General features: G+C 43.2%; 24 protein-coding genes. 15 read left to right on the plus strand and 9 right to left on the minus strand.

The window, feature by feature from the left end:
• Together rplI and dnaB are read left to right on the plus strand one after the other, a co-directional pair.
• Entirely contained in the window at positions 1 to 447 is a 447-nt protein-coding gene (rplI, locus tag DWZ93_RS06520; protein ID WP_118452347.1) for a 50S ribosomal protein L9, read from the plus strand.
• A 10-nt stretch (positions 448 to 457) separates the two neighbouring features.
• Positions 458 to 1,801 (plus strand): replicative DNA helicase, encoded by a 1,344-nt coding sequence (gene dnaB / locus DWZ93_RS06525; protein WP_118382922.1) that lies wholly within the window; start codon positions 458 to 460, stop codon positions 1,799 to 1,801.
• Between the two features lie 109 nt (positions 1,802 to 1,910).
• On the opposite strand, the gene DWZ93_RS06530 is transcribed toward dnaB, so the two are convergent.
• Both DWZ93_RS06530 and DWZ93_RS06535 read right to left on the minus strand, forming a co-directional pair.
• Positions 1,911 to 2,276, minus strand: coding sequence for a hypothetical protein (locus tag DWZ93_RS06530; RefSeq protein ID WP_118382923.1), 366 nt, complete (start codon positions 2,274 to 2,276; stop codon positions 1,911 to 1,913).
• A 182-nt stretch (positions 2,277 to 2,458) separates the two neighbouring features.
• The gene (locus tag DWZ93_RS06535) at positions 2,459 to 2,629 is read right to left on the minus strand and encodes a DUF362 domain-containing protein (RefSeq protein WP_118452348.1); all 171 of its coding nucleotides are present in this window, start codon (positions 2,627 to 2,629) and stop codon (positions 2,459 to 2,461) included.
• Positions 2,630 to 2,901: 272 nt separating this feature from the next.
• On the opposite strand from DWZ93_RS06535, the gene DWZ93_RS06540 reads away from it, so the two are divergent.
• Positions 2,902 to 4,128, plus strand: a complete 1,227-nt coding sequence (locus tag DWZ93_RS06540; protein WP_118452349.1) for a substrate-binding domain-containing protein — start codon at positions 2,902 to 2,904, stop codon at positions 4,126 to 4,128.
• A gap of 112 nt (positions 4,129 to 4,240) precedes the next feature.
• Here DWZ93_RS06540 and DWZ93_RS06545 read toward each other — a convergent pair whose 3' ends face one another.
• From DWZ93_RS06545 to DWZ93_RS06560, 4 genes are all read right to left on the minus strand, one after another.
• On the minus strand, positions 4,241 to 4,669 hold the full coding sequence (locus tag DWZ93_RS06545; RefSeq protein ID WP_118452350.1) for a sugar transporter: 429 nt from the start codon (positions 4,667 to 4,669) through the stop codon (positions 4,241 to 4,243).
• A 100-nt stretch (positions 4,670 to 4,769) separates the two neighbouring features.
• Entirely contained in the window at positions 4,770 to 6,218 is a 1,449-nt protein-coding gene (locus DWZ93_RS06550; protein WP_118452351.1) for a sensor histidine kinase, read from the minus strand.
• Between the two features lie 11 nt (positions 6,219 to 6,229).
• Positions 6,230 to 6,931, minus strand: coding sequence for a response regulator transcription factor (locus DWZ93_RS06555; protein WP_118452352.1), 702 nt, complete (start codon positions 6,929 to 6,931; stop codon positions 6,230 to 6,232).
• Positions 6,932 to 6,984: 53 nt separating this feature from the next.
• Complete coding sequence (locus DWZ93_RS06560; protein ID WP_118452353.1) at positions 6,985 to 9,360, minus strand: endonuclease MutS2; 2,376 nt, start codon at positions 9,358 to 9,360, stop codon at positions 6,985 to 6,987.
• A 124-nt stretch (positions 9,361 to 9,484) separates the two neighbouring features.
• Between DWZ93_RS06560 and DWZ93_RS06565 the strand changes: the two genes are divergently transcribed.
• The 4 genes from DWZ93_RS06565 to DWZ93_RS06580 are packed head-to-tail and all read left to right on the plus strand — an operon-like array spanning position 9,485 to position 13,549.
• A complete protein-coding gene (locus DWZ93_RS06565; RefSeq protein ID WP_118452354.1) occupies positions 9,485 to 10,777 on the plus strand; it encodes a S1C family serine protease in 1,293 nt (430 codons plus the stop codon).
• 57 nt (positions 10,778 to 10,834) lie between these two features.
• A complete protein-coding gene (locus DWZ93_RS06570; RefSeq protein ID WP_118382931.1) occupies positions 10,835 to 11,791 on the plus strand; it encodes a 3'-5' exoribonuclease YhaM family protein in 957 nt (318 codons plus the stop codon).
• A gap of 31 nt (positions 11,792 to 11,822) precedes the next feature.
• Positions 11,823 to 13,214: a 23S rRNA (uracil(1939)-C(5))-methyltransferase RlmD gene (gene rlmD, locus DWZ93_RS06575; RefSeq protein WP_118452438.1), complete on the plus strand. Its 1,392-nt coding sequence runs from the start codon at positions 11,823 to 11,825 to the stop codon at positions 13,212 to 13,214.
• A gap of 17 nt (positions 13,215 to 13,231) precedes the next feature.
• Positions 13,232 to 13,549: a TnpV protein gene (locus DWZ93_RS06580; RefSeq protein WP_118452355.1), complete on the plus strand. Its 318-nt coding sequence runs from the start codon at positions 13,232 to 13,234 to the stop codon at positions 13,547 to 13,549.
• 68 nt (positions 13,550 to 13,617) lie between these two features.
• Here the strand turns inward: DWZ93_RS06580 and DWZ93_RS06585 are convergent, their stop codons facing one another.
• Genes DWZ93_RS06585 through DWZ93_RS06595 form a run of 3 tightly spaced genes read right to left on the minus strand, consistent with a single transcriptional unit; the run spans position 13,618 to position 15,488 of the window.
• Complete coding sequence (locus tag DWZ93_RS06585) at positions 13,618 to 14,250, minus strand: ABC-2 transporter permease (protein ID WP_118452356.1); 633 nt, start codon at positions 14,248 to 14,250, stop codon at positions 13,618 to 13,620.
• Positions 14,238 to 15,101: an ABC transporter ATP-binding protein gene (locus DWZ93_RS06590; RefSeq protein ID WP_118452357.1), complete on the minus strand. Its 864-nt coding sequence runs from the start codon at positions 15,099 to 15,101 to the stop codon at positions 14,238 to 14,240. Before DWZ93_RS06590 ends, DWZ93_RS06585 begins: the two co-directional genes overlap by 13 nt.
• A 15-nt stretch (positions 15,102 to 15,116) precedes the next feature.
• Positions 15,117 to 15,488 carry a GntR family transcriptional regulator gene (locus DWZ93_RS06595; protein WP_118452358.1) on the minus strand — a complete coding sequence of 124 codons (372 nt, stop codon included), beginning with the start codon at positions 15,486 to 15,488 and terminating at the stop codon, positions 15,117 to 15,119.
• A 328-nt stretch (positions 15,489 to 15,816) separates the two neighbouring features.
• On the opposite strand from DWZ93_RS06595, the gene DWZ93_RS06600 reads away from it, so the two are divergent.
• The 8 genes from DWZ93_RS06600 (at position 15,817) to DWZ93_RS06635 (ending at position 25,172) form a co-directional block, all read left to right on the plus strand.
• Positions 15,817 to 16,476, plus strand: coding sequence for a YczE/YyaS/YitT family protein (locus tag DWZ93_RS06600; RefSeq protein WP_243061163.1), 660 nt, complete (start codon positions 15,817 to 15,819; stop codon positions 16,474 to 16,476).
• 19 nt (positions 16,477 to 16,495) lie between these two features.
• On the plus strand, positions 16,496 to 17,626 hold the full coding sequence (locus DWZ93_RS06605) for a glycerate kinase family protein (protein ID WP_118382936.1): 1,131 nt from the start codon (positions 16,496 to 16,498) through the stop codon (positions 17,624 to 17,626).
• 116 nt (positions 17,627 to 17,742) lie between these two features.
• The gene (locus DWZ93_RS06610) at positions 17,743 to 18,453 is read left to right on the plus strand and encodes a phosphatase PAP2 family protein (protein ID WP_118452359.1); all 711 of its coding nucleotides are present in this window, start codon (positions 17,743 to 17,745) and stop codon (positions 18,451 to 18,453) included.
• Positions 18,443 to 19,471, plus strand: coding sequence for a lysylphosphatidylglycerol synthase transmembrane domain-containing protein (locus DWZ93_RS06615; RefSeq protein ID WP_118452360.1), 1,029 nt, complete (start codon positions 18,443 to 18,445; stop codon positions 19,469 to 19,471). Before DWZ93_RS06610 ends, DWZ93_RS06615 begins: the two co-directional genes overlap by 11 nt.
• A gap of 1 nt (position 19,472) precedes the next feature.
• Positions 19,473 to 20,090, plus strand: a complete 618-nt coding sequence (locus DWZ93_RS06620) for a CDP-alcohol phosphatidyltransferase family protein (RefSeq protein WP_118382939.1) — start codon at positions 19,473 to 19,475, stop codon at positions 20,088 to 20,090.
• A 15-nt stretch (positions 20,091 to 20,105) separates the two neighbouring features.
• Positions 20,106 to 20,978 (plus strand): phosphatidylserine decarboxylase, encoded by an 873-nt coding sequence (locus DWZ93_RS06625; protein WP_118452361.1) that lies wholly within the window; start codon positions 20,106 to 20,108, stop codon positions 20,976 to 20,978.
• A gap of 213 nt (positions 20,979 to 21,191) precedes the next feature.
• Entirely contained in the window at positions 21,192 to 22,796 is a 1,605-nt protein-coding gene (gene pckA / locus DWZ93_RS06630; protein WP_118452362.1) for a phosphoenolpyruvate carboxykinase (ATP), read from the plus strand.
• Positions 22,797 to 23,078: 282 nt separating this feature from the next.
• Positions 23,079 to 25,172 carry an efflux RND transporter permease subunit gene (locus DWZ93_RS06635; RefSeq protein ID WP_118452363.1) on the plus strand — a complete coding sequence of 698 codons (2,094 nt, stop codon included), beginning with the start codon at positions 23,079 to 23,081 and terminating at the stop codon, positions 25,170 to 25,172.
• Positions 25,173 to 25,176 lie beyond the last annotated feature (4 nt).

A 25,176-nucleotide genomic window follows, 5' to 3' on the forward strand; every position in this document is an offset into this window, starting at 1 on the left:
ATGAAAGTAATCTTATTAGAGGATGTAAAGTCTCTTGGCAAAAAGGGAGATGTAGTAAATGTAAATGATGGATATGCGAGGAATTTTCTTCTGAAAACGAAGAAAGGCATTGAAGCTAATGGCAAGAATATGAATGATCTGAAGCTTCAGAAGGCTAATGCAGATAAAGTGGCACAGGAGAATCTGGAAGCAGCAAAAGAACTGGGAGAACAGATTGCTAAAGGCAAGATTGAAGTGTCTATTAAGACCGGTGAGGGCGGTAAGGTATTTGGTTCCGTGTCTTCCAAAGAGATTGCGCAGGCGGCTGAGGAGCAGCTCGGTCTGAAGATCGATAAGAAGAAGATTCAGTTAAAAGAACAGATCAAGAGCCTTGGCGTACACAATGTACCGATTAAGCTTCATCCAAAGGTAACTACAGAACTGAAAGTACACGTTGTAGAAGAGTAGGGAGGTTGCCATGGAGGAAGCGCTGATTAAGCGGGTGCTGCCTCACAGTATTGAGGCAGAGCAGTCAGTAGTCGGAGCCATGCTGATGGACAAAGAGGCTATTCTGACAGCGTCAGAGATCATTACAGGGCAGGATTTTTATCAAACTTCATATGGTGTGATCTTTGAATCCATGGTAGAACTTTTTAATGAAGGCAAGCCGGCAGATCTGATCACACTTCAGGAACGCCTGAAAGAAAAGGATGTACCGGAAGAGATATCCAGTCTGGAATTTGTCCGCGAGCTGGTGGCAGCTGTGCCGACTTCTGCCAATGTAAGATACTATGCGCAGATCGTATATGAGAAATCGGTCCTGCGTAAGCTGATCAAGTTAAATGAAGAGATAGCTAATACTTGTTATGTGTCTTCTCAGCCGATGGAAGAGATTTTGGAAATGACTGAGAAAAAGGTGTTTGAACTGTTGCAGAATCGTAATGCAGGCGATTTTGTCCCGATTAAGGACGTTGTACTTAATGCATTAGAGAAGATTGAAAAAGCATCTAAAAATAAAGGAACAGTAACGGGTATTCCAACAGGTTTCCTGGATCTGGATTACAAATTATCCGGATTGCAGCCGTCAGACCTGATTCTTGTGGCGGCGCGTCCATCTATGGGTAAGACTGCGTTCGTTCTGAATATCGCCCAGCATGTGGCATTCAAGAGCGATAGATATGTAGCTGTATTCAGTCTTGAGATGTCAAAGGAACAGTTGGTGAACCGTCTGTTTTCATTGGAATCACAGGTGGATTCTCAGAGTCTCAGAACGGGTAATCTGAAAGATGCCGATTGGGAGAAATTGATCGAGAGTGCCGGAATCATCGGTAAGTCGCATCTGATCATCGATGACACACCAAGTATTTCAGTTACAGAACTTCGTTCCAAATGTCGTAAGTTCAAGCTGGAGCACGGCCTTGACCTGATCATTATCGACTACTTGCAGTTGATGAGTGGCAGTATTGGCGGTAGAAGTGATTCCAGACAGCAGGAGATCTCGGATATTTCTCGTTCACTGAAAGCAGTGGCGAGAGAGTTGAATGTGCCGGTCATTGCATTGTCGCAGTTGAGCCGGGCAGTGGAGCAGAGACCGGATCACCGGCCGATGCTTTCTGACCTTAGAGAGTCAGGAGCCATCGAGCAGGATGCCGATGTGGTAATGTTTATTTATCGTGATGATTATTATAATAAGGATACAGAGACACCGAATCAGGCGGAGATCATCATCGCTAAACAGAGAAATGGTCCGATTGGTACAGTGAATCTGGCATGGCTGCCGGATTACACAAAATTTGCCAATCTTACCTGGGAAAAGAATTAACAGATATGTTTTCGGGCCATGATTAATCAAACAGATTTTATTAGTAATCAAAACTGTTTGATTAATCATGGCCCCGTTTGCGTACTGTATCGAGTAAAAGAATGATGATCTATATTGATGTACCGGGAAGCAGAAGCCTGCGAAGTCTTGTTACAGCACTGCTGTGAGCAGCATTTTTGCGGTAATTCTGCTGCTGGCGGATCAATTGGTCAAGCTTACGGAATTCTTCTTCCTGCTGGCGTTCTTTGGCATCCAGAAGAAAAGACATTTCTTTGGTAATCATAGACACCAGCATTTCATTATTGTTTTCCAGCATACGCTTGATGCGGAGTTGTTCTCGGGTGCGCTTCATATCCGGAATCAGAGCTTTCAGCTCTTCAAACGGCACACCCTGGTCATATAGTTCTTTGATGCAGTTATAAAGCTTTGCATCTTCTTTCGTTGCGCTGCTTAATGTATTTAATACGTTGCCCATATAATCCCCCCTTAGTTCATGTAGACAGAGTATAACATGTCCAAACGGAAGCATTTGTCAAAGAGAGTCGGGAAGATAATAGATTTGGCTGACAGGAAGTGACAATGGAAGGTTTGCGGCAAAAAAGAACAGCCTGTCCAATTGCGAACAGGCTGCTTTTACTCTTTATTATTCTTGCGAAATTACTCAGCAGAGATAGCTGACATTGGGCATGTATCTGCACAAGCACCACAGTCAAGACATGCATCTGGGTTGATTTCGAAATGAGAATCTCCTTCGCTGATAGCTTCTGCAGGACACTGAGCTGCACAAGCACCACAAGAAACACATTCGTCACTAATTACGTATGCCATGATAAGTACCTCCTTATATAATATGTGATAATCATTATGGCTGAATACCTCAGCTTTAGTTAATCATAATACAAATGAGGGAAATATACAAGCTAAATCCTGCTTAAAAACAGATACAAAGTCAATGTTAATAAATTTTTTAAGAAATTTTTCAAGACTTTTTCACAGTTTTGGTGTATAACATATTATGTGATGTCAGAGGATACACGTAATAAGGAGTTACCTATACGACATCGGCAGATTAAGAAGAAACAGTTATTGGGAGAGATAGCATGAAAAAGAGATGGAGAGTAGCGGCGCTTGGTATATGCATGGCAATGCTTACATGTGCATGCAGTACGCAGACAGAGAAAGCGGATACATCTTCGACCCAGCAGAATGGAGAGAAGAAAGAGACTGCTGAAGAGAAGGCTGAAAAGGCAAAGCAGGCGAAACTGGATCTGATCGATCCGACAGCATATGGTAATGTGGATGGATTAGAGCTGGAAAAAGGTACATATTTGTCGATCATTGGTAAAGGCAGTTCTGAGACCTATTGGAAAACGATCAAAGCAGGTGCCGAGGACGCAGTTGCTGATCTGAATAAAGAACTTGGGTATGAAGGTTCGGATAAGATCAAGGTAGTATACAGTGGACCTGGTAAGTCAGACGATGTGGATGAGCAGGTCAGTATTCTGGATGAAGAGTTGGACAGATATCCGGCGGCACTGGCAATCGCAATAGTAGATTCCAAGTCCTGTGAAGTGCAGTTTGATCTGGCGACTATGAACGGAATCCCGCTGATAACATTTGACTCTGTGGGTAATTATCAGGGAATCATGGCCAGTGTAATGACGGATAATGCGAAAGCATCCACAGAAGTAGCGACACATATGGTGGAGAGCCTTGGAGATGCCGGACAGGTTGTTGTGATCGCTCATGACAGCAAGTCCCTGACTTCGCAGGAAAGAGTAAATAATTTTATTGCAGAGATTCAGAATAATCATCCGAATATGTCGGTGGCAGGTCCATATTACATGGATCAGATCGATGATATAAAGAAGACGATCGCAGAACAGCAGCTTGATATTGTGCCAGTGGAAGGTCAGGAATTAGATGAGGAACAGCAGACGGCACTCGATGATGCAATCGCACAGATTACGGATGAAGACATTTATAATTATATTCTGGAGATGAATCCGGATGTGAAAGGTATCTTTGCAACCAATGGAGACACTACCATGCAGGCTTTGACAGCATGTGAAGGAAAAGACATGAAGGATGTTGTAATCATGGGATATGATGCGGATCAGGAAGAGATCGATGCGATGAAAGATGGCAGAATCGCAGGGATGATCGTTCAGAATCCATATGGTATGGGGTATGCAACGGTTGTGGCAGAAGCAAGATGTGTTCTGAATATGGGAAATGAAGCGAATGTTAACACGGGGTATACCTGGGTAACGCCGGATAATATAGAAGATAGGACAGTACAAGATATTCTGTATGCAGAGAAATAGCCGGATATAACCGGTCAGAATGAAGATAGAGCGTGATATGAAAAAGGTGCGGCATTTGCCCGCACCTTTTTTGCTACACATGTGAAATAAACTAAAATGAGCTAATATAATACTAAATAGGAAGTTCCAGATAGATATCTTTTCCTTCTTTGATAGAGATGACTACTTTTCCACCTTTGATGGTAGTAACCATTCCCTGAACGCTTCCACTTACGGAAGGAGTATCTGCTTCAGCAGGAGCAGACTCTTCAGCCGGTGCTTCTTCAGTAGCTTCTTCTACTGCGCCGGCTTCTTTGTAGCCTTTTACATTATCAGGAGTCAGAGCACTAAGAGAATCACTTGTCTTAGTCAGAGTTGCTCCGAGTACCTGTCCGATTGTAAGTACTCCATCAAGGTTCAGAAGACCTGAATCAACCAGTTCATCAAAAATAGCCGGATCTTCGAGGTTGGCTGGCTCGATTGTAATACCAGCCTCTGCACGGCAACATAATACGGCAGGATCCTTTGCATGAGCCTGCGCGGTTTCAGCTGTAATAGACATATTACATACCTCCTTATTCATACTATTATTAGTATAGTTCTTAGGAGGGATAAAAGCCAATTGATTTTTATCATACTAAAAGCTTAATTATTGATAATTTCTATGACCAGTGTGCGCTATCTTTACTCTTTGGAAGGGTGAAAGTAAATTCACTTCCGACACCTTCCGTACTGATTACATTAATATTCTCACCGTGAGCCTGAATGGATTCCTTTACGATGGAAAGACCAAGTCCGGTTCCTTTTTTATCTTTGCCACGGGAAGAATCTGTCTTGTAAAAACGTTCCCATATCTTATTCAGCGAATCACGCGGAATACCGACTCCGTTATCCTTGACAGATACGAAGACTTTCTCGCCGCGTTCGGTGGTTTCAACTGTAATAATAGAGTCCGGATCGCTGAATTTAATCGCATTGTCGATCAAATTGTAGAGCACCTGCTGGATTTTGTGTTTGTCAGCAAATACGGACAAATGTCTGGTGGCAAGAACCAGTTCGATCGATATCTTCTTCTGTGTGCATGTGCCTTCAAAAGAGGCAGCAGTGGAACGGATCACATCATGAATGTCGAAAGATTCCCGGTTCAACAGAAGTTCCTGTGTGTCAAATGCATTTAACTCCAGAAGATCTCTCGTCAGATCTGTCAGTCGTTCTGTTTCAAATAAAATAATATTCAGGTACTTGCTCTGCATTTCCAGAGGAATCGTACCATCAGCCATGGCTTCTATGTAGCCCTTGATCGAGGTGAGAGGGGAACGGAAATCGTGGGAGACATTGGCCACGAACTTCTTCTGATAGTTCTCCATATCCCGAAGCTGTGAAGACATATAGTTGAGTGATGCCGACAGATATCCCATTTCATCACTGGTGCGGATCGGAATCTCGTAGTTCAGATTGCCGGATGCATACTGTGTAGCCGCCTGGGTGATCTCAACCAGTGGTCGGTGTACCAGCAGTTCAAATGCCAGGAAGATCATAAATGACAACAGATAGATGATGATCAGGGCAATATATACACGCTGGAGCAGCGCATTCTGCAGAGCGTTGATCTCGTCCAGATTCTGATGGATCAGAAGATAGCCTTTGGTTGTAAAGTCCTGAGTGACAGGAGCAATAACTGTAATAACATCTTCGGTAAAACAACCGTGATAATCACCCTTTTGCCAGATACTTCCGACATTTTCCGTGGGGTCAAAGTCAGGAATGACGGTTGGCGCATCCGGGTAGTCATCCGGAGATTTGCTGCAGATCAGATCCCCTTCTGCGTCTACCAGCCAGACGGCAGCATCCGTGTAGGATTCGATACCACTGAGCTGTGTGCGGACTTCCGATAAGGAAATTGTTTCATTAAAATATTTGGGCAGATACTGTGATGCGGTAACATTAGCACTTTTATATAACCGGGATGCGGTATAGTCCGTGAGCTTATCAAGGGCATAACCGGATACCAGAATGGATGTAGTGAATATTGCCAGAAATCCAAATATGATATAAATTGCCAATATTTTTAATCGTAGCGTACTGCCGGTGTGTGAAGGTGTTTTATTCATAACGCGCGTCCTTATTTGACTTCAAACTTATATCCAATGCCCCATACGGTTCCCAGATTCCAGGATGGGTGATCACTGATCTTTTTGCGGAGACGTTTGATATGTACGTCTACGGTACGAGTGTCACCGACATATTCATAACCCCAGATGTGGTCCAGGAGCTGTTCTCTGGTAAATACCTGATTTGGTGAGGAAGCCAGGAAGTAGAGAAGCTCCAGTTCTTTTGGAGGCATGTCTACGGTCTCTCCGTCTACCTGGACCGAATAGTTGGTCAGGTTAATCACAAGTCCCGGATATTCCACACATTTGCTGTTGCTGTCAGCAGGAATTTCCGGCTTTACAGGATGATATCTGCGGAGTACGGCCTTGACTCTGGCGACCATTTCTTTCGAATCAAATGGTTTCATGATATAGTCATCGGCTCCCAGTTCCAGACCGAGCACTTTGTCAAAGACCTCGCCCTTGGCGGAAAGCATGATGATCGGTGTTTGCGAATGGGCACGGATCTCACGGCATACCTGATAACCGTCAATGCCCGGAAGCATCAGATCCAGAAGTATCAGATCCGGATTCCACGCATCAAATGCGAGCAGAGCACTTTCTCCGTCGTGAACGATCTTGGTGTCGAAACATTCTTTCGCTAAATAAAGTGAGATCAGTTCTGCGATATTTTCATCGTCGTCAACGATCAGTATTTTCTGTTTGCTAACCATAATTATTTCTCCCCACTATTTGAGTTTATGATAAATGTTGTCAGAGTGCTTCGCTATTTGAACTCGACAATTGTTACACCTGCGTCACCCTCACCAAATGCAGCCAGATGGAATTCTTTGATATGCTTCTGGCGGCGGAGATAAGCATGGATACCGTTGCGGAGTGCGCCGGTACCTTTGCCATGTACGATGCGTACCGGGTTTAGGTGCGCAATATAGGCATCGTCCAGGTATTTGTCAAGCTCTGCGACTGCTTCATCCACTGTCTTGCCTAACAGGTTGATCTCAGGACTGACGGAGAAGGATTTGCTCATTTTCATCTTGCCCTTGGAAGTGCGCTGCAGACCCTTGGCAGAGTAAGAAGGCTGTTCTTCGATGATCTCCAGATCGGACATGTGTACCTGCGAATTCAGGATACCCATCTGAACATGAAGATTGCCTCTTGCATCCGGAAGAGAAGTGATAATACCGTTCAGGTTCATGCTGAGAACCCGTACAGATTCGCCAAGCTTGAAATCAGAAGGTTTATGCTTCTTTCTTGGTTTGGCAGTTTCCAATGTTACCTTGCTGCTGGTAGATTTCAGCTTTTTGCGGAGACGTTCCCGTTCTTTTTCCATCTCAGCAGCAGAGATGTTCTCCTTGCCGAATTTGCGGAAATTCTTCATGGTTTCGTCGGCAGTCTCTTTGGCATCCAACAGGATAGCGTGGGCCTTTTCGTTGGCCTCGCGGATGATGCGGTCACGCTGGTCATCTAATTTCTTCTGGCGGGATGCGGTCTCGTTCTTCAGGCGTTCCAGCTCCCGCTTGTAAGATGCAATTTCTTCTTTTTCTTTTTCGATTAATCGGCGGTTGGCTTCGAGGTCTGTCAAGACATCCTCAAAGGATTCTGCTTCGCTGGACAGATGCGCTCTGGCATCTTCGATAATATAGTCCGGAAGTCCCAGCTTTTTGGAAATGGCAAATGCATTACTCTTTCCCGGAATACCGATCAGCAGACGGTAAGTTGGCCGGAGCGTTGCAACGTCGAACTCGCAGCTCGCATTTTCTACGCCCGGTGTCTCGAGCGCAAAAATCTTCAGTTCACTGTAGTGAGTGGTCGCCATGGTGCGGATGCCCTGAGCATGCAAATGACTCAGAATCGCGATGGCAAGAGCAGCGCCTTCGGTAGGATCGGTTCCGGCACCAAGTTCGTCGAAGAGTACCAGAGAATCGTCTTTAATCTTCTTTAAAAATGAAACAATATTCGTCATGTGAGAAGAGAAGGTACTGAGGCTCTGTTCAATACTCTGCTCGTCACCGATGTCTGCGTAGACATCTTCAAAGATACCGAGTTCTGAGCGATCAAGTGCCGGAATGTGGAGTCCAGCCTGTCCCATCAGGGTAAAAAGTCCGACCGTTTTCAGCGAAACCGTTTTACCACCTGTGTTTGGTCCTGTTACGATCAGCAGGTCGAATGTGTCACCCAGAGAAATGGTGATCGGCACAACCTTTTTGCGGTCGATCAATGGATGGCGACCTTCCCGGATCAGAATGCGTCGTTCGTTATTAAAGACCGGTCGGCTGGCATTCATGGAAAGTGCCAGGCTTCCTCTTGCAAAAATGAAATCCAGTTCGGTCATGACCTTATAGTCGGTGCGGATCTCTTCCATATAATCAGCGGCATCAGAACTAAGCCGGGCAAGTATCACCTGGATCTCTTCCTGTTCTTTGCCATATAATTCTTTCAGATCATTATTCAGCTTTACAACTGCCATAGGTTCGATAAAAAGTGTAGAACCGGTAGCAGACTGATCATGAATCATGCCGGACACCTTAGATCTGTATTCGGCCTTGACCGGGATACAGTAACGGTCACCACGCATGGTAATAATAGCGTCCTGCAGATAAGTGCGGAGTGGACCATTGACCATACCGGTCAATGTAGAGTGTACGCGGTCATTCATTGCGCTGATCTGACGGCGGATCTGCTTCAGTGTGCTGCTGGCATCGTCACTGATCTCGTCTTCGCTGATGATACAACGGTCAATCTCGGTAGAAAGAAGAGATACCGGTTCCAGCATATCAAAATAACTGTCCAGGCAGTCGGCAAGTTCTTCGATGGTCTCATGACGTCCATAGGCTTTGGCTCTTCCGGCTGCGGTAAGCACCTTGGCGATACGTAGAAGCTCGGCAGCATTTAATGCAGCCCCGACTTCCAGGCGTTTCATAGATTCTTCGATCGGATAGCATCCACTGAAAGACAGATGTCCTTTTTTAACAATACGGGTAAATGCAGCGGCGGTCTCTTCCTGCATGGACTCAATCTTCGTCAGATCTGTAGAAGGCTTGAGATTGCGGCATTTGCGCTGCCCACCCGGTGTGGTGGCTTCATTCATGAGAAGCTCTGTGATTTTATAAAATTCCAGTTTGGTAAGTGTTTTCTTATTCATATTACATCTCCTGTTAATTCCTTTTTATTCTAACGTATTTGAGGTTTAAAGAAAAGGATAAATATTGAACATTATTCTGCAATATTGTATACTGATAGCAGAATTGTTAAAGGAGACGAACAGCATGGAGAACCACGGTGATCCGCGAGACAGAGAGGGTGAATCCGGGACAGAACATGAAGAATATGAGTTTCTGCAGGAGACCTTGAAGGACGAGAAGAAGCGGGGCAGAATCGGAAAAAGTACGATCATAAAGTGTGCAGCTCTGGGACTGGTATTTGGTATGGCGGCCAGTCTTGGTTTTTTTGCGCTAAAACCATGGGCAGAAGATCTGATGCTTGGAGATCCTAATGAGATAACAATTCCGGAAGAAGAGGAAGATGAAGGGAATACAGCCACAACTGAGGAGGAACAGTCACTTGTAGTGAGCATGGATCATTACCGGGAGATGAGTGCAGCCCTGACAGAGATCGCTGACAAGGCAAAATACAGTATGGCCAGAATATCGGTAGCTGCAGATGACACCGTTGATGCGGAGAATATAACAGGAGCAGATGAGACAGATGCGGCGGGTACGGATAGCGTAACTGGCGTGATCATAGCGGATAATGGTCAGGAATACCTGGTCTTTGGAAGCAACAGAGTATGTCAGGGGGAAGAAGCTGTAGAAGTGACATTTGCAGACGGCAGAAGTTATGAGGCAGGTGTGAAGCAGAGCGACGGAACACTTGGATATGCTGTGTATGCAGTGCATAAGAGCAGTCTTGCGGCGTCTACGGCGGAGAAGATACAGGTGGCTACTCTTGGACGTACAGGAACTGCGGAACAGGGGAATACGGTTATTGCTATGGGTGATCCGTTTGGTTATGGAGATTCTATCGGTTATGGAGTTATTGCGTCATCCGGTACAGAAAAGAACCGTACCGATGGGGAATACCAGGTAATCGGCACTGACATTTCCGGTACATCGGATGGAACAGGTGCATTATTTAACGTAAACGGCGAGGTCGTTGGCATGATCGATGCAGCAGCCAGAGATGAAGATATGGCAACGGTAACAGCGTATGGGATTTCGGATCTGAAAGCGATGATCGAATGTCTGTCAAATGGTGAGACGGTACCGTATCTTGGAATTACCGGCGTGTCTGTTACGGAGGAAATTGCCAGTGACCAGGGAATACCACGAGGTGTGTATGTGCAGAAAGTGGAAGCAGATTCACCGGCTATGGAAGCAGGTATCCAGAGCGGCGATGTGATCACGGAAGTTGCTAAGACAGCGGTGACAACATTGTCGGCATATCATACAGTGCTGATGAAGCAGAAGACCGGTGACAGCATTCGTGTGAAGGGAATGCGGAAGGGAACCGATGGTTATGTGGATGTGCAGTATAATGTGACTGTAGGAAGCTTCAGATGAGACCTGTTATGAGCATTTATAAAATCAGAAGAACATAATAGAAAGAGAGAATTTATCATGAGATATATCAATACCCTCTGTGAGGGCGAGACAATTCGTAATGTGTATTTGTGTAAAGGGAAGCGTTCGGCGGAGACGAGAAATGGCAAGCCATATGACAATCTGATCTTGCAGGATAAGACCGGCACGCTGGATGGTAAGGTGTGGGATCCGAATTCAAGTGGGATTGCAGATTATGATGAGCTGGACTTTATCGAGGTGTTCGGTGAAGTGACCAGCTATAATAATGCCCTTCAGTTGAATATCCGTCAGATCCGCAAGGCATATGAGGATGAATATAATCCGGCAGATTACATGCCGACGACTGAGAAGAATGAAGACACCATGTACCAGGAACTTCTGAATTACGGGAAACAGATCGGCAACACTTATCTGAAACAGGTGGTGGAGTATTATTTCGTAAATAATCAGGAATTTGTAAAGGTGTTTAAGGGACATTCCGCAGCGAAGAGTGTGCATCACGGATTCGCAGGAGGACTTCTGGAACATACATTAAGTGTTGTGAAGATGTGTGAATACATGGTTGGCGCATATCCAATCCTGAATCGTGATCTGCTGTATACCGCAGCAATGTGTCATGATATCGGCAAAGTGAAAGAGCTGTCCGCATTTCCAAAGAATGATTATACGGATGAAGGACAGTTATTAGGACATATTGTGATTGGCGTGGAGATGGTAAATGATGCGATTCGTGAGATCCCGGATTTTCCGGAGAAGCTGGCCAATGAACTGAAGCACTGCATCATCTCACATCATGGAGAATTGGAGTATGGCTCGCCGAAGAAACCGGCATTGCCGGAAGCATTTGCCCTAAACTTTGCAGACTGTGCAGATGCCAAGATGGAGACGCTGACTGAGATCTTCAAAGACAGCAAGAATATGAAAGATAAAGAATGGACTGGATATAACCGACTGTTTGAGACAAATCTCAGAAAGAGCAGTCTGGAAAAGTAGACGGATAAGAGTATATAAATAGACGATGAGTATGAAGAAAAATGATCTGACAACAGTTACAATTGAAGATATGGGTGTCGGCGGCGAAGGCATCGGTAAGGTAGACGGCTATACGCTGTTTGTGAAGGATGCGGTTATTGGTGATGTGGCAGAAGTGAAGGTCATGAAGGCGAAGAAGCATTATGGTTATGCACGCCTGATGAAGATACTGCAGCCATCAAAAGACAGAGTAGAGCCTGTCTGTCCGGTGGCGAGACAATGTGGAGGCTGTCAGATACAGGCATTGAACTATGAGAAACAGCTGGAATTTAAGCATAACAAGGTGCGCAACAATCTGATCCGACTGGGCGGTATTCCAGAGGAACTTTTGGATGAGATTATGGAACCGGCAGCAGGAATGAAAGAGCCGTTCCGTTATCGCAATAAAGCACAGTTTCCGATTGGCAGAGACCGTGATGGAAAGCTGACTGCCGGATTCTATGCAGGCAGGACACACCAGATCATTCCGGTGCCGGAGCGTGACTGCGTACTGGGGGTAAAAGAGAATAAAGAAATCCTGGACGCAATTCTGGAATTTATGCAGGTGGAACATATCGAACCATATAATGAAGAAAATCACAGTGGACTGGTGCGCCATGTACTGATCCGTTATGGATTCCGTACAGGCGAGATCATGGTCTGCCTCGTTATCAATGGAAAGACACTTCCACATAGCGAGAAGCTGGTGGAGAGACTTACAAAAATACCGGGGATGACGAGTATTACCTGCAGCATCAACCGCGAGAAGACGAATGTCATCATGGGAACGAAGATCCAGCTTCTGTGGGGACAGATGTATATTACAGATTATATCGGAGAAGTAAAGTTCCAGATATCACCGCTTTCTTTTTATCAGGTGAATCCGGTGCAGACCGAGGTGCTGTATGGAACTGCGTTAGAATATGCAGGACTTACCGGTCACGAGACTGTGTGGGATTTGTACTGTGGAATCGGAACCATTTCTCTCTTCCTTGCACAGAAAGCGGAACAGGTCTATGGTGTAGAGATCGTTCCGCAGGCAATTGACGATGCGAAAAAGAATGCAGAGATCAATGCGCTGACTAATGCTGAATTTTTCGTGGGTAAGGCAGAAGAAGTGCTGCCGGGATACTATGCGGATTATACCAAAGAGCATCCGGGAGAACATGCGCACGCAGATGTGATCGTAGTCGATCCGCCGCGAAAAGGATGCGAACAGAGTGTACTTGATACCATGGTTCAGATGGAGCCGGAGAGGATTGTATATGTGAGCTGCGATTCTGCAACACTGGCACGAGATGTGAAGTATCTGCGGGAGAACGGGTATGAGATCAGGAAAGTGAAGGCGACAGATATGTTTCCGATGTCGGTCCATGTGGAGACGGTAGTTCTTTTGTCCCAATAAAAACCAGATGACACGGAATTTACTATCCGAATCTTGTCAGTACAGATGAAGAACCGCATTATGGGAAATATGGAATGATGCGGAAAACGTATCTGAAAGAGCATCGTCCGGCAATGTATTCACTGTATATGTTGGAAGACAGATTAACAGAACATCTGAATGCTGTGGACGATGAAGCACAGGAGAGGATGGGTATTCTGGTGCGTCAGATGATGGAGAAGCAAGGCGTTACGGAAGAATTGAAAGCTCGTGATCAGATGGTGTGGGTTGGAGCTGTAAATAATATCCAAAATGCAGCAGAAGAGATTGTGTTAAAAGAATTGATTTATACTTAAAAAAGAGGGCGGCAGCATTTTGACTGTCGCCCTTTGGTTATTTATGGATATTTCTTTTCTAATTCTCTTCAATTCTTTTGGCTATATCCAATGGTACTTACTACTAATGAAATTCCGAAAATTATTACTGAAACAATAGCGGCAACTATCATATATGAGTAAGTAGAGTTCAACATTGCAGATATTCCCGGTCCATCTTCAAAATATTTTACAAAGTAAAACATGGGGATTACCACAATCAATCCCATAGTTTGTGCAGAACGAAAACCAAACCAATAAGTTAATGGCAAGCAAATTCCTGTCCATATCAATGGGATAATAACTGCTGCAACAATCGAAAATAGCCAGATAAGCATATCAAAGTTTTGAAAAATCACACTGGATAAACCGTTGAACGTAATACTGCCTAAAATGCTGATTGCAACAGTATATAGTACGGAAACATATTTACTCGCAACAACAGTAAAACTGCTTATCGGCATAGTTAATTGATATTTTTTCCAGCCCGCCTTTTCATCACTTGCGAAACCCATAATATTTTGCATACCGATTGTCATTGCAAACATAACAGAAGCAAATAAGCCAGCATAAATTCCTGTGTTGAAGATAAGCAGAACAATAGCCGCTACTGCAATCAGAATAAGTTTCTTGTCAATGCTTTTGAAGAAAATGGATGTATCTTTATAAATCAATCCTCGCATGATGTACCTCCTTTCACATAGAAAAGCATAATATCTTCTAATGTGGCATTATCTACAATGATGTTTTTGTATTTTCGTTTGAATGCTTCCTTGTCATGAACAAGACACTCCACGCTCATATTTGTAGTTCGGTGTATGATATAATCATCAGAGGAAAGCTGTGCAAATTTTTCTTTTCCGCACTTTGCCACGCCATAATTATAAACAAGATTATCTTTCTGTTCCTCGAAAATGATTTTTCCCTGATGAATTAAAATCACATAGTCTGCAATTTTTTGTATGTCCGAAGTAATATGCGACGAAAAGAAGATAGAGCAATCTTCATCTTGGATAAATTCCAAAAATAGGTCTAATATTTCATCACGCACAACGGGGTCAAGACCTGTTGTTGCTTCGTCCAAAATCAACAGTTTAGGTCTATGTGCCATAGCACAAATGATAGACAACTTCATTTTCATGCCTTTAGAAAATGTGCCAATCGTTTTCTTGGTCGGGATTTTGAATTTTTTCAAGTATTGTGAAAAAAGGTCACTATCCCATGTCTTATAAACTCCTTTCAAGATTTTTTCAATATCTGCGGTTGTAAACACATCATGAAAATTACATTCATCAAAAACAACGCCAATATTTTCTTTGATAGTTGGAATTGTATGGTCTATTCCAAAGACTTGTATCTGTCCGCTATCTTTGTTTAGTTCATTTAATATCAGATTGATAGTAGTGCTTTTTCCTGCACCATTCTCGCCAATAAAGCCTACAATTCTGCCTTTAGGGACTTTGAACGAAACATTGTCCAAAGAAAAATCTTCGAATTGCTTGCATAAATTCTGCACCCAAATGTTGTTATCCATACCTGTCACCTCTCGTTATTCCTCGTAAAATAGTTTTAGGATATTCGTCATTTGCTCAAGACTAATGCCATGTGATCGACCAATTTCTGCGACTTTTTGTAAAAGTTCTTCAGCAATTCGTAACTGTTCCTCTTGAATAAATTCCCTATTCTGTGATGCTACAAAACTGCCTTTTCCAGATACAGTTTCTATAAATCCATCTCTTGTTAAATCCTCGTATGCTCTCTGAACGGTAATAACACTTATATGCAAATCTTTTGCTAAAGCTCTCATAGAAGGTAGCGCTTCGCCAGCGGATAATGTGCCGTCCATAATAAAACTTTTTACTTGCATACAGATTTGTTCGTAGATAGGCTTATCACTGCTATTACTTATGATAATCTCCACTTGCTCACCTCACTGCGTGTACTTATCGTAATAAGTGTACTTATTCGATAAGTACAGTGTAGGCGTTTTATGTAGTAATGTCAATAGGATTTTTTGATGTTTTAGAGGTTGGAAAATATTTTAATTAAATCGTTGTTAATCAAACAAAATGCCTACACGCTGTTCTTATCAAAGACCTTTAACTGCTACCGGAATTGCTCAATATTGCAAAGGGTAAGCATTTTAGAGAGAATCATGCGGCAAAGCATAAAAGAAATGCAAAGTTGACAAATGATCAGATATAAAGCTATGATTATTCAGAAAACTTTAATACTGGGAGATGATTAATTTGAATTTGGATTCAACGAAAAAGAAACAGATGAGTATGCGTGTTGTAATATATTTATTCGGAATGGTGTTGTTAGCATTAGGGATTACATTGAATACGCAGGCAGGTCTTGGAGCATCAGCAATCGTGTCTGTGCCATACACGATCAGTCAGGGAACCGGGATGAATTTTGCGAACCTGACACTGATTGCTTATTGTGTGCTGGTTGTGGCACAGTTTTTTATCAAGGGGAAAAACCGGAGATGGATTGATGCGCTTCAGGTAGTGGTAAGCATTGTGTTCACTCGTTTTATGGCGTTATTCCAATATGTGATCGGTTATGAAAGCGGAGTTTTTATAAAAGATCTGGTAGTGTTGCTGTTGGGGATTCTGTTTACAGGTATCGGTGCAGCTATGACTGTGGATATGAATCTGATTCCCAATCCTGGCGATGGTATCGTAAGCAGTCTGGCAGAACGATTTAACAGGGAACTGGGATTCTGTAAGAATTGCTTTGATGCCTTTTGTGTGGTTTGTTCGTTGGCAATTGGGTTGGCGTTTGGTAATCCACTGATGGGAATCGGTCTGGGTACGGTTCTCTCGATGCTGGGTGTAGGACGTGTGATATATTTTTTTAACAAAGCGGCGAAGGCGTACTTACAGCAATTTACAATGATTTGATAAAGTGGAGGTAATCGATATGAAAGTGGTCGTTGCTGTTGATTCGTTTAAAGGTAGTATGAGCTCACGAGAAGCTGGGAATGCGGTCAAAGAAGGGGTATTGAGAGTGTATCCGGATGCGGAAGTTGTGGTAAGAGCTTTGGCGGACGGAGGAGAAGGCACTGTTGAGGCACTCATGGAGGGGCTGGGAGGAGAAAAAGTTAATATAACCGTGACAGGACCGAATAATGAAAAGATAGAATCATATTATGGGTATATAAAAGAAAAAAATATGGCTGTAATAGAAACGGCTGCCGTAGCCGGGCTGGTTCTTGTTGAGCCAGATAACAGGAATCCTTTAACAGCAACTACGTATGGCCTGGGTGAAATGATAAAAGATGCAGTTACTCGTGGCTGCCGTGATTTTATATTAGGGCTGGGAGGAAGTGCCACAAATGATGGAGGAGTAGGAATGCTTCAGGCTCTGGGATGGGAATTTAGAGATTCAAAAGGTTGCGAAGTAAGCAGAGGTGCAGAGGGATTAGGAGCTATCGCTTCAATTTCTGATGACAAAATTCTCCAAATATTAAAATCGTGCAGGTTTCGGGTGGCTTGTGATGTGGAAAATCCGTTGTGTGGATTAACGGGTGCTACTTATGTATATGGGGCACAAAAAGGAATCCCTGATGAACTTATGAATAAAATTGATCGTGATATGGAGCATTATGCACAAATCACGTCAAGGCATATCGGTGAAGATTTTTCAAAGTTCAGGGGTGCGGGAGCAGCTGGAGGATTAGGATTTGCAGTTTTGAGTTTTCTGCATGCTGAGCTTATACCGGGAATTGAATTGATTCTGGATATCATAAAATTTAAAGAAGATCTGAAAGATGCGGATGTATTAATCACAGGGGAAGGTTGTCTTGATTCTCAAACAGCAATGGGAAAAGCTCCGATCGGAGTTGCGCGATTTGCACATAAATATCAGGAGTTAAAAGTATTAGCGTTCGCGGGCGTAGTATCTGATGGTGCCCGAGAGTGTAATGACAAAGGAATTGATGCTTTTTTTCCGATTATCAGAAACATCACTACTAAAAAAGAGGCAATGAATACACAGAATGCGAGAAGAAATCTTTCAGATACAGTGGAACAGGTTTTTCGCATCTTATAATCAATTTTTGATTGCGGATAACAAAATAGATGAAAATTCTTAAGGAATCTCTCAAGTTTTATTAAGATATTCAAAAAAGCATTGTTATTTCTTTCATACCTGTTACAATAGCAGATATGAAAAAAATAAATATAAAAGAGATCGATACAAAAAGAATATTCTGTACGTTGCTGCCACCAGTTATGGCATTTACAGTAAATTGTATGGTATACTGGGGAGCACCGTTATTTACGGTGGGAAGAACGGCATATAATCTTTCGGGAAATCTGGATGATCTGGTGCCATTTTTACCACCGTTTATTGTTGTGTATTTAGGGTGTTATATTTTTTGGGTGATTAATTATCTGCTTATTTCGGCACAGGGAGACGAGCACAGGTATCGTTTCTTTACAGCGGATATCTGTTCCAGACTGGTCTGTCTGGTGATATTTGTGGTATTTCCGACGACCAATACCAGACCGGAACTGATCGGTCATGATATCTGGACGCAGGCTGTAAGAGCGCTATATCAATGGGATGCACCGCAGAATCTGTTCCCGTCGATCCATTGTCTGGTGAGCTGGATGTGCTGCATTGGTCTGCGTGGATGTGACCGCATTCCGAAGTGGTATAAATGGATATCGAAGTTTATCGCTGTATTGGTATTTGTATCGACGCTGGCGCTCAGACAGCATGTGCTGATCGATGTAGCCGGCGGAATCCTGCTGGCAGAACTTGTCTGCTATATCAGCAACCGGAGGGACGGATATAAGCTCCTGCAGAAAGTTACGGAGACCGTAGCCGGTTGGATTGCCGGAAGATTGAGTGGGAAGAAGAATGGAAAATAAAAAGAAAACAATATTTAATGTGGTATTTCTGCTTGTGGTTTTTGTTGGAACAATCTATGGAGTATTCCATGGAGAAGACCTGGGAGAGATTGCACAGATTATAAAAACGGTCAATCCCCTGTGGCTGATACCGGGCGTTGTCTGCGTTGTGGTATTTATCTGGGGAGAATCCATTATCATTTATTATATGATGCATACACTTGGGATACGTCTGAAAAAGAGAACCTGTTTTTTGTTTTCATCGGTGGGATTTTTCTTTAGCTGCATCACACCGTCTGCTTCGGGGGGACAGCCGGCGCAGATTTATTATATGAAGAAAGAGAAGATCCCCATTCCGGTGTCTACACTGGTGCTGATGATCGTGACGATTACATATAAGTTGGTACTCGTTGTGATTGGTGTGGCGCTGACGATATTCGGGCAGGGATTTATTCACGCATATCTGTGGAATGTACGTCATGTATTTTATCTGGGCACGGCATTGAACGTATTCTGTGTGACGGCGATGCTGATTCTGGTATTTCATCCAGTGCTTGCAAGAGACATTGTGGTAAAGGGACTTGCCCTTATAGAGAAAATGCATTTGATGAAGCCGCGCAGATCAAGACTTGAGAAGCTGGAGGCATCGATGGACCAGTACCGGGCAACAGCGGTATATCTGAAAGAACATGTAAAAGTATTGATAGAAGTATTTGGAATTACAGTATTCCAGAGATTTGCGTTATTTGCAGCAACATGGTTTGTATATCGTGCATTTGGTTTGTCGGGAACGTCAGCGGTGGTTATTGTGATCTTGCAGGGAACGATCGCAGTAGCAGTGGATATGCTGCCGCTTCCGGGAGGCATGGGAATCAGCGAGCAGTTGTTCCTTCGAATATTCTTACCGATATTCGGAAGCCAGTTATTACTTCCGGGTATGATCTTAAGCCGGGGACTTGGCTATTACACGGAGTTGTTTATCAGTGCGATATTTACGATCGTGGCAAACTTTACAATAGGAAGAAGAGAAGAGGATTAATATGTTAGGAGTTTATGATTACACAGTAGTGTTGACTTATGTGAGTGTGTTGATATCTATGGGAGGAATGCTGTTCTCCTTGAATGGCTGTCCGAAAATGGCAGTCGTCTGTCTGGCAGTATCTGGATTCTGTGATATGTTTGATGGCAAGATTGCCCGGACAAAAAAGAACCGCACAGAAGTGGAGAAACGTTTTGGTATTCAGATTGATTCGCTGGCAGACATCATCTGCTTTGGTGTGGCTCCGTCGTTGATCGCATATCGCATGGGAATGAATCACATTGTAGGCATAGCGATTCTTATGTTCTATGTGTTGGCAGGACTGATCCGTCTGGCATGGTTTAACGTGTCCGAAGAGATCCGCCAGAATGAAACAGAGGAAAACAGAGAATGTTATCAGGGCCTGCCAATCACTTCTATGGCAATTGCACTCCCGATTTTGGTTGTATTCCGTCCGCTGTTGGAGCGAGAATTTATTATTGCGCTGCATGCACTGGTATTGGTTATTGGACTTTTATTTATTACGAATTTCAGACTCCGTAAGCCGAAAAAGCTGGGACAGACTATCATGGTTATCATTGTGGCACTGGCAGTGCTTCGTGGACTACATGTCTGGTAAATGATGGGGGTCAGTATGAGATACAGAGATCGTAAAGGAAATGAATATAATGGAGAGAATGGACAGGACAGACTGCTTGCATTTGTCTATGGACATGCTGTGACCAGACTGTTGATCCGTCCGCTTCTGTCACCAATAGTGTCCCGCATAGGCGGGGCATTTTTGAATACCCGGATATCGAAGCTGGGGATTCGTCCATTTGTGAAAAGTAATGGAATCGACCTGTCCATCTATGAGAAGCAGGAATTTGCGTCTTATAATGAATTCTTTACCAGAAGAATACGGGCAGCAGAGCGTCCGGCTGATATGCGGGAGAATGTGCTGATTAGTCCGAGTGACGGTAAAGTGAGTGTGTATCCGATTGAGGAAAATGGCATATTTCGGATTAAACATACGCCTTATACGGTGCGTCAGCTTCTCCAGGATGACAAGTTGGCTGACCGGTATATGGGCGGCTGGATCTATGTGATCCGTCTGACAGTGGATGATTATCACCGTTATTGTTATGTGTCAGATGGCTACAGATCTTCCGGGAGAAGGATTGAGGGAGTGCTTCATACGGTGAATCCGGTGGCAAATGACTGCTATCCGATCTATAAGATGAATACCAGAGAATACTGTCTGCTGAAGACGAGAAAACTCGGAACGGTACTTACGATGGAAGTCGGTGCACTGATGGTGGGGAAGATCTGCAATTATGTGAAACAGCCATGTGATGTGCACAGAGGTGAAGAAAAAGGAAGATTTGAATTCGGCGGTTCAACGATCATCGTAATGACGGAGCCTGGGAAGGTGATACCAGATCAGGATCTGCGCACCAATACCAGAGAACATGCAGAGACTCTGGTGAAGATGGGAGAACATATTGGGGCACAAATAGAACAATAATTGCTATGGATGCATGTGAAAACTTTCAAAAACAGACCGGAATATCATTAAATATCTATTGAAATAGCAAAAAACGCAAGAAAAGATGTCTGAAAATTCATTTTTGACTTGATTTTATAAAAAATATCCATATAATTAGGATAAGGGAAAAGCAGGAAACATTTTCCACATTGGTATGACACTAATAATATCGAAAGAAAAGGGGTATTGGACATGGCGAAGATTGATTTGAGCAAATATGGCATTACAGGAACAACCGAGATCGTGTATAATCCTTCCTACGAGACTCTGTTTGAGGAAGAAACGAAACCGGAACTTACAGGATATGAGAAAGGACAGGTCAGTGAACTTGGTGCAGTCGATGTTATGACTGGTATTTACACAGGTCGTTCTCCAAAAGATAAATTTATCGTAATGGATGAGAATTCTAAGGACACCGTATGGTGGACATCTGAGGAATACAAGAACGATAACCATCCGGCTACACAGGAAGCATGGAATTCTGTAAAAGAGTTAGCAGTGAAGGAGCTTTCTAATAAGAAACTCTATGTTGTAGATGCATTCTGTGGAGCAAATAAGGACACTCGTATGGCAATCCGCTTTATCGTAGAAGTAGCATGGCAGGCTCATTTCGTAACTAATATGTTCATTAAGCCGACGGAAGAAGAACTGAAGGACTTTGAACCAGACTTCGTTGTATACAATGCTTCTAAAGCAAAAGTAACGAATTATAAAGAACTCGGACTGAACTCTGAGACAGCTGTTATGTTCAATATTACAAGCCGTGAGCAGGTAATCGTGAACACATGGTACGGCGGAGAGATGAAGAAAGGTATGTTCTCTATGATGAACTATTTCCTGCCGCTGAAGGGCATGGCTGCAATGCACTGCTCAGCTAACACAGACCTGAACGGTGAGAACACAGCTATCTTCTTTGGTCTGTCAGGAACAGGTAAGACGACATTGTCTACAGATCCTAAGCGTCTGCTGATCGGTGATGATGAGCACGGCTGGGATGACAACGGTGTATTCAACTTCGAGGGTGGATGCTACGCGAAAGTTATCAACCTCGATAAGGAATCTGAGCCGGATATCTACAATGCGATCAAGAGAAATGCATTGCTTGAAAATGTAACTCTGGACGAGAATGGTAAGATTGACTTTGCTGATAAGAGTGTGACAGAGAATACTCGTGTATCTTACCCAATCGACCATATTCAGAATATCGTACGTCCGATTTCTTCTGCACCGGCAGCTAAGAACGTAATCTTCCTGTCAGCAGATGCATTTGGTGTACTTCCGCCGGTATCTGTACTGACACCGGAGCAGACTCAGTACTACTTCCTGTCAGGATTCACAGCTAAGCTTGCAGGTACGGAGCGTGGAATCACAGAGCCTACACCTACATTCTCAGCTTGCTTCGGTCAGGCATTCCTGGAACTGCATCCAACCAAGTACGCAGAAGAGCTTGTTAAGAAGATGGAGAAGAGTGGAGCAAAGGCTTACCTTGTTAATACAGGATGGAATGGAACAGGTAAACGTATCTCTATCAAGGATACCCGTGGAATCATCGATGCAATCCTGAACGGAGACATTAAGAATGCACCGACTAAGAAGATCCCATACTTCAACTTCGAAGTACCGACAGAACTTTCAGGTGTAGATCCTGCAATTCTGGATCCAAGAGATACTTATGCAGATGCTTCTGAGTGGGAAGCAAAGGCAAAGGATCTTGCTTCAAGATTCGTAAAGAATTTCGCAAAATATGAAGGTAATGAAGCTGGTAAGGCACTGGTATCAGCAGGACCGGAAGCATAATCAAAGATATCAGATACCCTTTTATAAAAATGTGATAAATTAGTAACAAGGCTGTCGCACTATTCGATTAGTGCGGCAGCTTTGTTGCGTATAAAATCAAATGATATATTAGTTGTCCCAGATGAAAAATTGAACAATTAAGAGCACTTCAGAACGGCGAATGTTTAAAAAATGACCAAAAGTCAAAAAAGGTCAAAAATAGTGTTGACTATTGCTTTTTGTGGGAGTATAGTTCCAGTGTAATAAAAATGACTACCGGTCATAAATAAAGGAGTGGACATCATGGTTAAGGTAGGTAAATGGATAGCCAAGCAGAGGGTCTTAATTCTGCTTATCGGATTCCTGTTAATAATCCCATCAATCATCGGAATGGCTAAGACAAGAGTAAATTATGATCTGTTAAGCTATCTGCCGGAGCATCTTGAGACGGTTAAGGGACAGGATATTCTGGTAGATGAATATGGCATGGGAGCATTCTCCATGGTCGTAGTAGAAGATACGGATCTGAAAGATGTACAGAAACTGGAAGAGAAATTTGAAAAAGTCGATCATGTCAAAGATGTTCTCTGGTACGACGATGTAGCAGACATCAGCCTTCCGGTAGAAATGATTCCAAAGGATTTGAGAGAATCATTCTTCGAGGGAGACGCTACGATGATGTTGGTGTTATTCGATAATACAACATCTTCCGATGATGCAATGAATGCAGTCACAGAACTCAGATCGATTGCAAGTAAGCAGTGTTTTATCGCCGGTATGACCGGTGTTGTAACCGATATTAAGAACGTAGCAATGCAGGAGTTGCCTATATATGTCGTGATTGCAGCGGTATTAAGTCTGATCATATTGGAACTTACATCTGGATCTTTCATAGTTCCGTTTCTGTTCTTATTAAGTATCGGTCTCGCAATTTTGTATAACTTAGGAAGTAATATTTTTCTTGGCGAGACATCATACATTACAAAAGCGTTGACCGCGGTATTACAGCTTGGTGTTACAATGGATTATTCCATTTTCCTGCTGAACAGTTATGAGGAAAATAAACTAAGATTCCCGGGTGATAAAGAAAGAGCCATGGGACATGCGATATCCAACACGTTCAAGTCTGTTGCAGGAAGTTCTGTAACAACCGTCGCAGGATTCCTGGCACTGTGTGTTATGACATTTGCACTGGGACGAGATCTCGGTATCGTAATGGCAAAAGGTGTATTAGTCGGAGTTATCTGTTGCGTAACAATTCTTCCGGCACTGGTACTGGTATTTGATGGACCGATTGAAAAGACCAGACATAAGTTGTTACTTAGCAATCTCGATAAGCCATCTGCATTTATTACAAAACATTATAAAGCCTGGATCGTTATTTTCCTGGTATTGTTGTTCCCGGCAATTTACGGTAATAACCATACAAAGATTTATTATAATATTGCACAGTCGCTTCCGAGTACATTGGATTGTAACATTGCAAATGATGAATTGAAAAAAGATTTTAACCTCAGCAATATGCATATCATCATGCTGGATAAAGGTATGAGTGTAAAAGATAAAGAGGAAATGTTCAAGAAGATTGACGATGTCGATGGTGTGAAATGGACATTGGGAATGAACTCTCTGGTAGGTGCCGGAGTTCCTGATTCTATGATCCCGGATGATGTCAAGAGCATGCTCGAGAGTGATGATCATGAACTGGCATTTGTATGCTCCAAGTATGAGTCAGCGACAGACGAAGTGAATGCACAGATTGCACAGATTGATAAGATTGTAAAGAAATACGATGATACCGGAATGGTCATCGGTGAAGCACCATTGATGAAAGACCTGGAGGATGTAACTAATGTAGACCTGGTAAGAGTCAATGCGATATCAATCATAGCAATATTTATCATTATCTTACTGGTATTCAAATCAATATCCTTACCGATCATATTGGTAGCAGTTATTGAGTTTGCGATATTTGTAAATATGGCAATCCCGTATTATCAGGGGATCAGTCTTCCGTTCGTAGCAAGCATTGTTATCGGAGCGATCCAGTTGGGAGCTACCGTAGACTATGCGATTCTGATGACCACACGTTATCAGAAAGAGCGTATGAAAGGAAAAGATAAGATGGAAGCAATTGGCATTGCACATAGAACAAGTATGCCGTCTATCATCAGCAGTGGGCTGAGTTTCTTCGCAGCAACATTTGGTGTGGCCTGCTACTCAAAGGTAGAGATGATCGGATCTATCTGTACATTGTTAGCACGAGGAGCAGTCATCAGTACGGTTGTCGTTCTGCTTATATTGCCGGCAATGTTCATGATATTTGATAAAGTGATCATCAAGACAACGAAGGGATTTAAGCAAGAACAATTAGAAAGTACACCGAGTGCATCATAAAGAA

This window comes from Dorea sp. AF36-15AT, assembly GCF_003477705.1.
Taxonomy (GTDB): domain Bacteria; phylum Bacillota; class Clostridia; order Lachnospirales; family Lachnospiraceae; genus Claveliimonas; species Claveliimonas ammoniilytica.